General features: G+C 65.6%; 2 protein-coding genes. Both read left to right on the top strand.

Annotated elements, in window-relative coordinates:
- The first annotated feature begins 54 nt into the window (after positions 1-54).
- Entirely contained in the window at positions 55-807 is a 753-nt protein-coding gene (locus tag BM416_RS05815) for a thioesterase II family protein (protein WP_092486467.1), read from the top strand.
- Positions 808-858: 51 nt separating this feature from the next.
- Positions 859-13,755, top strand: a complete 12,897-nt coding sequence (locus BM416_RS05810; protein WP_092486464.1) for a non-ribosomal peptide synthetase — start codon at positions 859-861, stop codon at positions 13,753-13,755.
- Positions 13,756-13,781 lie beyond the last annotated feature (26 nt).

Here is a 13,781-nt window from a genome sequence, read left to right as displayed (position 1 = left end):
CGAGATGGGTTTTTATCGTGCACACAGCGTGTTTCAGTTTGGAGTCGTCGCTGGATGACTACGCCGACTCGACTGCGCCTGTTCTGCCTGCCCTATTCGGGCGCCAGCGCCATGGTTTACGCACGTTGGCGCCGCACGTTGCCGGAGTGGTTGCAGGTGTGCCCGCTGGAACTGCCTGGGCGGGGCATGCGCATGGACGAGCCCCTGCAGCGCGATATCAAGGCCTTGGCGGCGCAGCTCGCGGAGGAAATCAGTCGCGACTTGAGCGGCCCTTATGCGTTGTTCGGCCATAGTCTCGGCGGCCTGCTGGCCTTTGAATTGGCCCACGCGTTAAACGCACGAAATGTCCCTGCGCCGCTGGCGCTGTTCGCCTCCGGCACGGCCGGCCCGGCCCGCCGCGATGTCAGCGAATACGCCATCGAAAAGACCGACGCGCAACTGATCGCCCGCCTGCGCGAACTGCAAGGCACTGCCGAAGAAGCCCTGGCCAATCCCGAGCTGATGCAGTTGATGCTGCCGATCCTGCGCGCCGACTTCCTGCTGTGCGGCAGCTTCACCTACGGCGAGCGCAAGCCGCTGGGCGTGCCGATCCATGTGTTCGGCGGCAAGCAGGACAGCGTGCGCGCCGACCAGTTGCTCGACTGGCAGCTCGATGCCGCCAGCGGTTTTTCCTTGGACATGTTCGACGGCCACCACTTCTTCCTTATCCAGCACGAAAGCGCCGTATTGCGATGCGTGCGGCGCTATGCCGACGAACACCTGGCCCGCTGGCGCAATGGCGCGGCGCGGCAACTGGCCGCCGGCTGATCGCTCTCCCATTCCCGAATTTCCCGTAAGCCGATTTCAGGCAGGAACCCCATGATGGACGCCTTCGAACTTCCCCGCACCCTGGTCGAGTCCCTTCAACGTCGCGCCGCCCTGGCCCCGGACCAGGTCGCCCTGCGTTTCCTCGCCGAGTCGGCCGAGCACAACGTGGTACTCAGTTACCGTGACCTGGACCAACGCGCCCGCACCATCGCCGCCGCCCTCCAGGCCAATGCGGCACAGGGCGACCGTGCGGTGCTGCTGTTCCCCAGTGGCCCGGACTACGTCGCGGCGTTCTTCGGCTGCCTGTACGCCGGGGTGATCGCGGTGCCGGCCTACCCGCCGGAATCCACCCGCCGTCATCACCAGGAGCGTTTGCTGTCGATTATCGGTGACGCCGAACCGCGCCTGCTGCTGACCATCGCCAGCCTGGCCGATGGCCTCGCGCAGATCGAAAACGCGCCGCCGGTGCTGAGTGTCGACACCCTCGACGCACAGGTCGCCAGCGCCTGGAATGCCCCCGACCTGCACCCCGACGATATCGCCTTCCTGCAATACACCTCCGGCTCCACCGCGTTGCCCAAGGGCGTGCAAGTCAGCCACGGCAACCTGGTGGCCAACGAAGTGCTGATCCGGCGCGGCTTTGGCATCGACCTGAACCCTGACGACGTGATCGTCAGCTGGCTGCCGCTGTACCACGACATGGGCCTGATCGGCGGCCTGCTGCAACCGATTTTCAGCGGCGTGCCGTGCGTGTTGATGTCGCCGGCCTATTTCCTCGGCCGGCCATTGCGCTGGCTTGAAGCGATCAGCGAATACCGCGGCACCATCAGCGGCGGGCCGGATTTCGCCTACCGCCTGTGCAGCGAGCGGGTCAGTGAGTCGGCCCTGGAACGCCTGGACTTGAGCAACTGGCGCGTGGCCTATTCCGGCTCCGAACCGATCCGCCTCGACACCCTCGAGCGCTTCGCCGAGAAGTTCGCCGCCTGCGGGTTTACCTCGGATAGTTTTTTCGCCTCCTACGGCCTGGCCGAAGCCACCCTGTTTGTCGCCGGCGGCCGGCGTGGCCATGGCATCCCGGCGCTGCGCGTCGACGAGCAGGCCCTGGCCGCCAACCGCGCCGAGCCGGGGCAGGGCAGTGCGATCATGAGTTGCGGCACCTCCCAGCCGGAACACGCGGTGCTGATCGCCGACCCGCACACACTGAGCGAGCTGGCCGACAACTGCGTCGGCGAACTCTGGGCCAGCGGCCCGAGCATCGCCCACGGCTACTGGCGCAACCCGGAGGCCAGCGCCAAGACCTTCGTGCAGCATGCCGGCCGCACCTGGCTGCGCACCGGTGACCTGGGCTTTATCCGCGAGGGCGAGGTGTACATCACCGGTCGCCTGAAAGACCTGCTGATCGTGCGCGGCCATAACCTGTACCCCCAGGACATCGAACAGACCATCGAGCGCGAAGTGGAAGTGGTGCGCAAGGGCCGGGTCGCGGCGTTTGCGGTGAATGACAACGGCCTGGAAGGCGTCGGCATCGCCGCAGAGATCAGCCGCAGCGTGCAGAAGATCCTGCCGCCTGAAGCGCTGATCAAAGCCATCCGCCAAGCCGTGGCCGAGGCCTATCAAGAGGCGCCGTGCGTGGTGGTATTGCTCAATCCCGGCGGCTTGCCCAAGACCTCCAGCGGCAAGGTGCAGCGTGCGGCGTGCGCGCTTCGGCAGGCCGACGGCAGCCTCGACTGCTACGCGCAGTTCCCCGATCTGCATGCCCAGGCGAGCGCTGTTGCGCTGGAATCCGAACTGCAAAGCCGGATCGCCGCGATCTGGTGCGAGCAGTTGCAGGTCGCCACGGTGGCGGCCGACGACCACTTCTTCCTGCTCGGCGGCAACTCCATCACCGCCACTCAGGTGGTGGCGCGCCTGCGGGAAACCCTCGGCCTGGAGCTGAACCTGCGCCTGCTGTTCGAGGCGCCGACGCTGTCCGGGTTCGCCGCCGGCGTGGCGCAACTGCAACAGGACGGCGGCATTGCCCAAGGTGCGATCCGCCCGTTGTCGCGCCAGGATGAACTGCCCCAATCCCTGGCCCAAAACCGCCTGTGGATCACCTGGCAACTGGACCCGCAAAGCAGCGCCTACACCATCCCCGGCGCCCTGCGTCTGCGTGGCGAACTGGATGAAGACGCGCTGCGCTCGAGCTTCCAGCACCTGATCCAGCGCCACGAAGCCCTGCGCACCCGCTTCTATGAGCGCGATGGGCAGGGCTTCCAGCGTGTGGAGGCCAACAGTGATTTCGACCTGCAGGTCATCGATCTCAGCGACTTGCCTGTCGCCGAGCGTGAAGCCCGCGCACAACAGATCCGTGAGGACGAAGCCCGCACCCTGTTCGACTTGGAAAAAGGCCCGCTGCTGTGGGTGACCCTGGTGCGCCTGGACGAAGACGATCACCAGTTGCTGGTGACCCTGCACCACATCATCGCCGATGGCTGGTCGTTGAATATCCTCATCGACGAGTTCTCGCGCCTGTACGCCGCCGCAAGCCAGGGCCAGGCCCTGGCGTTGCCGCCACTGGCCTTGCAGTACGCCGACTACGGCAGCTGGCAGCGCCAGTGGCTGGCCGACGGTGAAGGCCAGCGCCAACTGGCGTACTGGAAAGCGCAGTTGGGCGACGAGCACCCGACCCTGAGCCTGGCCACCGACCACCCGCGTGCAGCCCGGCAACGCCACAGCGCATCGCGCCATAGTGTGCGCCTGAGTGTCAGCCTCAGCGAGGCGATTCGCCAGACCGCCCAGGCCCACGAATCCACGCCGTTCATGCTGTTGCTGGCGGCGTTCCAGACCTTGCTCTACCGCTACAGCGGCCAGCGCGATATCCGCATCGGCGTGCCCAACGCCAACCGCCCGCGCCAGGAAACCCAAGGCCTGATCGGCTTCTTTATCAACACCCTGGTGCTGCGTGCCGAGCTGGACGGGCGCCTGCCTTTCAATGAGCTGCTGGCCGCCACCCGCCACACTGCATTGGGCGCCCAGGCCCATCAGGACCTGCCGTTCGAGCAACTGTTGGAAGCCTTCCCGCAAGCCCGCGAACAGGGCCTGTTCCAGGTCATGTTCAACCACCAGCAGCGCGACCTCAGCGCCTTGCGCCGCCTGCCGGGCATGCTTGCCGATGAGCTGCCCTGGCACAGCCGCGAAGCCAAGTTCGACCTCCAGCTGCACAGCGAAGAAGACCGCAACGGGCGCCTGAGCCTGTCCTTCGACTACGCCGATGAACTGTTCGACAGCACGACCATCCAGCGCCTGGCCGAGCACTACATCCACCTGCTGCAGGCTGTGTGCGAGCAACCGCAACTCGCCCTCGGCGACCTCAAGCTGATGCAGCAGGACGAACAGCAAGCGTGGAGCCAGGCACCGTGCGCGCCCGCTCGACAATGGCTGCCCGAACTGCTCAACCAACACACCTCGGACAACACCGCACTGGTCTGGCAGGACGGCAGCCTGACCTTCGCCCAACTGCACACCCAGGCCAACCGCCTGGCCCATTACCTGCGTGACAAAGGTGTCGGCCCGGACGTGTGCGTAGCCATCGCCGCCGAACGTTCGCCGCAGTTGCTGGTGGGCCTGCTGGCGATCATCAAGGCCGGTGGTGCCTATGTGCCGCTGGACCCGGATTACCCCGCCGAGCGCCTGGCCTACATGCTCAAGGACAGCGGCGTGCACCTGCTGTTGACCCAGACCGCATTGCTGGACCGCGTGCCGAATGCCGAAGGCGTGTGCGTGATTGCCATGGACAGTCTGCACCTCGACAGCTGGCCGACCCAGCCGCCCGGCCTGCACCTCGATGGCGACAACCTCGCCTATGTGATCTACACCTCCGGCTCCACCGGCCAGCCCAAGGGCGTCGGTAATACCCATGCGGCCCTGGCCGAGCGCTTGCAGTGGATGCAGGCCACCTATCAACTCAATGACAGCGACGTGCTGATGCAAAAGGCGCCGATCAGTTTCGACGTGTCGGTGTGGGAGTGCTTCTGGCCGCTGATCACCGGCTGCCGCCTGGTGCTGGCCGGCCCTGGCGAACATCGTGACCCGCACCGCATCGCGCAGTTGGTGCAGGCGTACGGCGTGACCACGCTGCACTTCGTACCGCCGCTGTTGCAGCTGTTTATCGACGAACCGCTGGTGCCCGAGTGCACCAGCCTGCGTCGCCTGTTCTCCGGTGGCGAAGCCTTGCCCGCCGAGTTGCGCAATCGCGTATTGGCGCAGTTGCCGACGGTGCAATTGCACAACCGCTATGGCCCGACCGAGACCGCGATCAACGTCACCCACTGGCAGTGCCGCGCCGAGGATGGCGAGCGCTCGCCGATTGGCCGGCCGCTGGGCAATGTGATCTGCCGCGTGCTGGACGAGCAGCTCAACCCCTTGCCGGCCGGTGTGCCGGGTGAACTGTGCATCGGTGGCATCGGCCTGGCCCGTGGCTACCTTGGGCGTGCCGGCTTGACCGCCGAGCGCTTTGTCGCCGACCCGCTGGGCGAGGCGGGCGCACGCCTGTATCGCAGCGGTGACCGTGCACGCTGGAGTGCGGATGGCGTGCTCGAATACCTCGGTCGTCTCGATCAGCAGGTCAAGCTGCGCGGCTTTCGGGTGGAACCGGAAGAGATCGAAGCGCGCCTGCTGGCCCTGGACGGTATCGCCCAGGCCGTGGTGCTGGTGCGCGATGCGCAGTTGATCGGTTACTACACCGCCCATGCCCCCCTGGACGAACAGGACATCAAAGCCGCCCTGGCCGCCGAGCTGCCGGAGTACATGGTGCCCGCGCAACTGATGCGCCTGGACGCGATGCCCCTGAGCCCCAGCGGCAAGCTCGACCGTCGCGCATTGCCGGCGCCGGTGTGGCAAACCCGCGAACACATCGAGCCCGAAACACCGTTGCAGCAGCAAATTGCAGCGATCTGGCGCGAAGTGCTCGGCGTGCCGAAAATCGGCCTGCGCGATGACTTTTTCGCCCTCGGCGGCCACTCGTTGCTGGCCACGCAAATCATCTCCCGCACCCGCCAGGCCTGCGACGTCGAGTTGCCGTTGCGCACCTTGTTCGAGGCCAGCGAGCTGGGGGCGTTTGCCGAGCAAGTCAGCCTGATCCAGGCCAGTGGCCAACGCAACCAGCAAACCGCAATCGCCACCGTCGACCGCAGCCTGCCGGTGCCGTTGTCGTATTCCCAGCAGCGCATGTGGTTCCTCTGGCAGATGGAACCGGACAGCCCGGCCTACAACGTCGGCGGCATGGCGCGCCTGCGTGGCGTGCTGGATGTGGGGCGTTTCGAGGCGGCGTTGCAGGCCTTGATCATGCGCCACGAAACCCTGCGCACCACTTTCCCGAGTGTCGACGGCGTGGCCTATCAAAAGGTGTCGGCGCAGACCGGCCTGCGCATGGACTGGCAGGATATGTCGGCGTTGAACGAAGGCGAGCGCGAGCAGCGTTTGCAGCGACTGGCCGACCACGAGGCCCACACTCCGTTCAACCTGGAAACCGGGCCGCTGCTGCGCGCGTGCCTGGTCAAGGCCGGTGAGCGGGAGCACTACCTGGTGCTGACCCTGCACCATATCGTCACCGAAGGCTGGGCCATGGACATCTTTGCCCGTGAACTCAGCGCGCTGTACGAAGCCTTTATCGATGAGCGCCTGTCGCCGCTGGCACCGTTGCCGGTGCAGTACCTGGACTACAGCGTGTGGCAACGCCAGTGGCTGGAGTCCGGCGAACGCCAACGCCAATTGGACTACTGGACCGCGCAACTGGGCAACGAACATCCACTGCTCGAATTGCCCGGCGACCGCCCACGGCCACCGGTGCAAAGTCACCGGGGCGAGCTGTACCGCTTCGACCTCAGCGACGATCTCGCCGCCCGTGTGCGTGCCTTCAACGCCGAACGTGGCCTGACCCTGTTCATTACCATGACCGCCACCCTGGCCGTGCTGCTCTACCGCTACAGCGGCCAGACCGACCTGCGCATCGGCGCGCCGGTGGCCAACCGCATTCGCCCGGAAAGCGAAGGGCTGATCGGCGCGTTCCTCAACACCCAGGTGCTGCGTTGCCAGCTCACGGGGCAGATGAGTGTCGCGGAGCTGTTCGAGCAGGTCCGTCACACCGTGATCGAAGGCCAGTCCCATCAGGACCTGCCGTTCGACCACCTGGTGGAAGCCCTGCAACCGCCGCGCAGCGCGGCGTACAACCCATTGTTCCAGGTGATGTGCAACGTGCAGCGCTGGGAATTCCAGCAGAGCCGCCAACTGGCTGGCATGACCGTCGAATACCTGGCCAACGATGCCCGCGCGACCAAGTTCGACCTCAACCTGGAAGTCACCGACCTCGACCACCGCCTGGGTTGCTGCCTGACCTACAGCACCGATTTGTTCGATGAACCGCGCATCGCGCGCATGGCCGAGCATTGGCGCAACCTGCTCGAAGCGTTGATTGCCAACCCGCAACAACGCCTCAGCGAATTGCCATTGCTGAGCGCCACCGAGCAACGTGCGTTGCAGGACAGCCTGGGCGTGGAGGCGGGCGAGCATCGTCTTGACCAGTGCCTCCAGCAACTGTTCAGCCAGCAGGCGCTCAAGCGTGGCGATGCCCCGGCACTGACCTTTGCCGGTGTGACCCTCACCTACGCTGAACTCGACGCCCGCGCCAACCGCCTGGCCTGGATGCTGCGCGAGCGCGGCGTGGGCCCGCAGGTGCGGGTCGGCCTGGCGCTGCCGCGCTCGCTGGAAATGGTCATCGGCCTGCTGGCGATCCTCAAGGCCGGTGGCGCCTATGTGCCGCTGGACCCGGAATACCCGCTGGACCGCCTGCACTACATGATCGAAGACAGCGGCATCGGCCTGTTGCTCAGCGATGCGGCGATGTTCGACGCCCTTGGCGAGTTGCCGGCGAGCGTGGCCTGCTGGTGCCTGGAAGATGACTTGCCGGTGCTGGCCAATTACCCGGCCGGCGAGCTGCCGTTTATCAGTTTGCCGCAACATCAGGCCTACCTGATCTACACCTCCGGTTCCACCGGTAAACCCAAGGGCGTGGTGGTGTCCCACGGTGAAATCGCCATGCATTGCCAGGCCGTGATCGAGCGCTTCGGCATGCGCCCGGACGATTGCGAGCTGCATTTCTATTCGATCAACTTCGACGCCGCCACCGAGCGTCTGCTGGTGCCGCTGCTCAGCGGTGCCCAGGTGGTCCTGCGCGCCCAGGGCCAGTGGGATGCCGAGGAAATCTGCGGGCTGATCCGTACCCATGGCATCAACATCCTCGGTTTTACCCCGAGCTACGGCAGCCAGTTGGCGCAGTGGCTGGCGACCCAGCACCAGACCTTGCCGGTGCGCATGTGCATCACCGGCGGCGAAGCGCTGACCGGCGAACACCTGCAGCGTATCCGTGCGGCGTTCCAGCCCGAGGTATTTTTCAATGCCTATGGGCCGACCGAAACCGTGGTCATGCCCCTGGCCAGCCTCGCGCCCCGGCAACTGGAGGAGGGCGCCGCCAGTGTGCCGATCGGCAGCATCATCGGCGACCGTGTGGCCTACATTCTCGACGCCGACCTGGCACTGGTGCCTCAAGGCGCGACCGGCGAGTTGTATGTCGGCGGCGCCGGTCTGGCCCAGGGTTACCACGAACGTCCGGGGATGACGGCCGAGCGGTTTGTCGCCGACCCGTTTGCCGCCGCTGGCGGTCGTCTGTATCGCACCGGCGACCTAGTGCGCCAGCGCGCCGATGGCCTGGTGGAGTACCTGGGGCGTATCGACCATCAGGTGAAGATTCGCGGTTTTCGGATCGAGCTGGGCGAGATCGAAACCCGCCTGCTGGAGCACGCCGCCGTACGTGAAGCGGTGGTGCTGGCGCTGGATTCGTCGAGTGGCAAACAGCTGGTGGCGTACCTGGTCAGCGACGCCGACCACGGCACCTTGCGTGACGCGCTCAAGGCCCATCTCAAGGCACAACTGCCGGACTACATGGTGCCCGCGCACCTGATCGTACTCGACAGCATGCCGCTGACCGCCAACGGCAAGCTCGACCGCCGCGCCTTGCCGCAACCCGACCCCGAGGCCAATCGCCAACACTACGTGGCGCCGCGCAACGAGCTGGAAAGCACCTTGGCGGCGATCTGGTGCGCGGTGTTGAACGTGCAGCAGGTCGGCCTCGACGATAACTTCTTTGAACTGGGCGGTGATTCGATCCTGTCGATCCAGGTGGTCAGCCGCGCACGGCAGGCGGGGATTCATTTCAGCCCTCGTGACCTGTTCCAGCACCAGACCGTGCAAACCCTGGCTGCGGTCGCCACGCGCGCCGAGCAGGTCATCGCTGAGCAAGGTGTGCTCACCGGCCGCTCGGGCCTCACGCCGATCCAGCACTGGTTCTTCGACACCGATATTCCTGCGCGTCAGCACTGGAACCAGGCGCTGGTGCTCAAACCGCTGCAACTGCTCGACCCTCATCGCCTGGAGCAAGCGCTGCTGGCGGTACTCGAACACCACGACGCCCTGCGCCTGAGCTTTACCCGGCGCGATGCGCAATGGCATGCCGAACACTTGGCCGTGCCCCAGGGCGGCGTGCTGATGCAGGCGCAAGTGCGCGATATGGCGCAGTGCACCGCGCTGTTCACCGACACCCAGCGCAGCCTCGACCTGGAACACGGCCCGCTGTTGCGCGCCTTGCTGGTGGATGGGCCGCAAGGTCAGCAACGCTTGCTGATCGCGATCCATCACTTGGTGGTGGACGGTGTGTCGTGGCGCGTGTTGCTCGAAGACCTGCAAAACGTTTACCGCCAGCTCAGCGACGGCCAGTCCGTCAGCCTGCCGGCCAAGACCAGCGCCCTGCGCGATTGGGCCGCGCGCTTGCAGGCGTATGCCGGCAGCGAATCCCTGCGTGAAGAGTTGAGCCTGTGGCAGGACCGGTTGGCCGGCCCTGACGCGGCATTGCCCGTGGCCCGCCCGCACGGTTCGCGGCGCAATCGCGATGCCGATACGGTCAGCGTGCGCCTGGATGCCGAACACACTCGCCAGTTGCTGCAACAGGCACCGAGCGCCTACCGCACCCAGGTCAACGACCTGCTGCTGACTGCCTTGGCCCGTGTGTTGTGCCGCTGGACTGGGCACGCCTCGGCGCTGATCCAACTGGAAGGCCATGGCCGCGAAAGCCTGTTCGATGAAGTCGACCTGACCCGCAGCGTCGGCTGGTTCACCAGCGCTTACCCGCTGCGCTTGACCCCGCACGCTGGGCAGGGCGACTCGATCAAGGCGATCAAGGAACAGCTGCGTGCTGTGCCCCATAAAGGTTTGGGCTATGGCGTGCTGCGCTACCTGGCGGACGACGCGTGCAAACAAAGCCTGGCCGCGCTGCCAAGCGCGCAGATCACCTTCAACTACCTCGGCCAGTTCGACCAGAGCTTCGGCGCCGATGCACTGTTCCATCCGCTGGACGAATCGGCGGGCCTGGCCCATGACCCGGACGCACCGCTGCCCAACGAGCTGAGCGTGGACAGCCAGGTGTACGGCGGCGAACTGCTGCTGCGCTGGACCTTCAGCCGCGAACGCCACGACCCACAGACCATCCAGGACCTGGCGCAGGCCTACCTGGCCGAACTGCAAGCGTTGGTCGCCCATTGCCTGGAGGACAACGCCGGCGGCCTCACGCCGTCCGACTTCCCCCTGGCCCGCCTGACCCAGCCGCAACTGGATGCCTTGCCGGTACCGGCCAGCGCCATCGAAGACGTGTACCCGCTGACCCCGATGCAAGAGGGCCTGCTGCTGCACACCCTGCTGGAACCGGGCACCGGCCTCTACTACATGCAGGACCGCTACCGCATCAACAGTGCCCTCGACCCCGAGCGTTTCGCCCAGGCCTGGCAAGCGGTGATCGCCCGCCACGAAGCCTTGCGCGCCTCGTTCTGCTGGAACGTCGGCGAGGACATGCTGCAAGTGATCCACAAGCCGGGCAGCACGCCGATCGAGTACCTGGACTGGAGTGCCGACCAGGAAAGCGAACAGGAACCGCGCCTGCAAGCGCTGCTCAAGGCCGAGCGCGAAGCCGGTTTCGATCTGCTCAACCAGGCGCCGTTCCACCTGCGCCTGATCCGCGTCGGCGAAGCGCGCTACTGGTTCATGATGAGCAACCACCACATCCTGATCGATGCCTGGTGCCGTTCGCTGCTGATGAATGACTTCTTCGATATCTACATGGCCCTTGGCGAAGGCCGTGAGGCGCAGCTGGCCACGCCGCCGCGCTACCGCGACTACATCGCCTGGCTGCAACGCCAGAACCTGGCCGAAGCACGCCAGTGGTGGCAGCAGAACCTGCAAGGGTTCGAGCGCACCACGCCGATCCCGAGCGACCGGCCGTTCCTGCGCGAACATGCCGGCCACAGTGGCGGCATGGTGGTGGGTGACTGCTACACCCGCCTCGACGCCCGTGACGGTGCGCAACTGCGCGAACTGGCCCAGGCCCATCAACTCACCGTCAACACCTTTGCCCAGGCGGCCTGGGCCTTGGTGCTGCGACGCTTGAGCGGCGAGCGTGACGTGCTGTTCGGCGTCACCGTGGCCGGGCGCCCGGTGGAAATGCCCGAGATGCAACGCACCGTCGGCCTGTTTATCAACAGCATCGCGCTGCGGGTGAAGCTGCCCGAAGACGACCAGCGTTGCAGCGTACGCCAGTGGTTGAACGCGTTGCTCGACAGCAATATGCAACTGCGCGAGTACGAATACCTGCCGCTGGTGACGATCCAGGAACACAGCGAACTGCCCAAGGGCCAGCCGCTGTTCGACAGCCTGTTCGTGTTCGAAAACGCCCCGGTGGAAGTCTCGGTGCTGGACCGCGCCCACAGCCTGAATGCCACCTCGGATTCCGGCCGCACCCACACTAATTTCCCGCTGACCGCCGTGTGCTACCCGGGGGATGACCTCGGCCTGCACCTGTCCTACGACCAGCGTTACTTCGATGAAACCACCGTGCAGGGCATGCTGGGTGAATTCAAGCGCCTGCTGCTGGCGCTGGTGCAGGGCTTCCATGGCGACATGGCCGACCTGCCACTGATGGGCGAACAGGAACGTGCGTTCCTGTTGGACGGCTGCAACCAGAGCGAACATGCCTACCCGCTGGAACGCAGCTATATCGAGTTGTTCGAAGCCCAGGTGAGCGCGCATCCGCAGCGCATCGCCGCCCGTTGCCTGGGCCGGCAATGGTCCTATGACGAGCTGAACCGGCGCAGTAACGGCCTGGGTCATGCATTGATTGCGGCGGGTGTCGGCCTGGACCAACCGGTGGCGTTGCTGGCCGAGCGTAACCTCGACCTGCTGGGCATGATCATCGGCAGCTTCAAGGCCGGTGCCGGTTACCTGCCGTTGGACCCGGGCCTGCCGAGCCAGCGCCTGAGCCGCATCATCGACCTGAGTCGCACACCGTTGCTGGTCTGCACCGAGGCGTGCCGCGAGCAGGCCATCGAGCTGCTGGACGGCGTCGACTGCCAGTTGCTGGTCTGGGAGGACGTGCCTGCCCGTGGGGAAAATCCGGGCATCTACAGCGGCCCGGACAACCTTGCCTACGTGATCTACACCTCGGGCTCCACCGGCTTGCCCAAAGGCGTGATGGTCGAACAGCGCGGCATGCTCAACAACCAATTGAGCAAGGTGCCGTATATGGACCTGACGCCAGCGGATGTGATCGCCCAGACCGCCTCGCAAAGCTTCGATATTTCCGTGTGGCAATTCCTCGCCGCGCCGCTGTTCGGCGCACGGGTGGATATCGTGCCGAACAGCATCGCCCACGATCCGCAGGGCTTGCTGGCCCATGTGCAGGCACACGGCATCACGGTGTTGGAAAGCGTGCCGTCGTTGATCCAGGGCATGCTGGCCCAGGATCGCATCAGCCTGGACGGTTTGCGCTGGATGCTGCCGACCGGTGAAGCGATGCCGCCGGAGCTGGCGCACCAGTGGTTGTTGCGTTACCCGGAGATCGGCCTGGTCAACGCCTACGGCCCGGCGGAATGTTCGGACGATGTGGCGTTCTTCCGCGTGGACCTGGCGTCCACCCGTGGCACTTACCTGCCGATTGGTACGCCGACGGACAATAACCGTTTGTACGTGGTGGATGGCGCGCTGGAATTGGTGCCTCAGGGGGCGGTCGGTGAGCTGTGCGTGGCCGGCACCGGGGTGGGCCGCGGGTATGTCAGCGATCCGCTGCGCACCGCCCAGGTGTTTGTGCCCAACCCGTTCGGTGCACCGGGCGAGCGCCTGTACCGCACCGGCGACCTCGCACGGCGGCGCAGCGATGGTGTGCTGGAGTACGTCGGGCGTATCGACCATCAGGTGAAGATTCGCGGCTACCGCATCGAGCTGGGTGAAATCGAAGCGCGCCTGCATGAACAACCGCAAGTGCGCGACGCGGCAGTGGGCGTGCAGGACGGCGTCAACGGCAAGCATCTGGTCGGCTACCTGGTGGCGGCCGATGAAGCACTGAGTTCAAGCGAACGCCTGGACCGCATCAAGCAACGCCTGCGTGCCGAACTGCCGGAATACATGGTGCCGTTGCACTGGTTATGGCTCGAGCGCCTGCCGCTCAACGCCAACGGCAAACTCGACCGCAAGGCCCTGCCGGAACTGGAGATCGGCCAGTTGCACAGCCAGGACTACCTGGCGCCGCGCAACGAACTGGAAAACACCTTGGCCGCGATCTGGGCCGAGGTGCTCAAAGTCGAACGGGTAGGGGTACAGGACAACTTCTTCGAACTGGGCGGCCACTCGTTGCTGGCCACGCAGATTGCCTCGCGCGTGCAGAAGACCCTGCAGCGGGATGTGCCGCTGCGAGCGATGTTCGAATGCAGCACGGTGGCGGAGTTGGCCGAGTACATCGAGGGGCTGGCGGCCAATGAAATCAGTGCGGAGAAGGTGGATCGGTTGAGTGATTTGATGGCGGAGTTGGAGGGGTTATGAGGTCTGGCGCTTACATCGCTTAACTG

Origin of the sequence: Pseudomonas sp. NFACC42-2 (assembly GCF_900116055.1) — a bacterium.
Taxonomy (GTDB): Bacteria; Pseudomonadota; Gammaproteobacteria; order Pseudomonadales; family Pseudomonadaceae; genus Aquipseudomonas; species Aquipseudomonas marginalis.
Note: the sequence above shows the minus strand (reverse complement) of the source record. Positions and strands in the feature narration are given on the sequence as shown.

What these genes read in the sequence shown, in the direction of transcription:
- BM416_RS05815 (WP_092486467.1), top strand. Translation starts at nt 55, where the DNA reads ATGACTACGCCGACTCGACTGCGCCTGTTCTGCCTGCCCTATTCGGGC.
- BM416_RS05810 (WP_092486464.1), top strand. Translation starts at nt 859, where the DNA reads ATGATGGACGCCTTCGAACTTCCCCGCACCCTGGTCGAGTCCCTTCAA.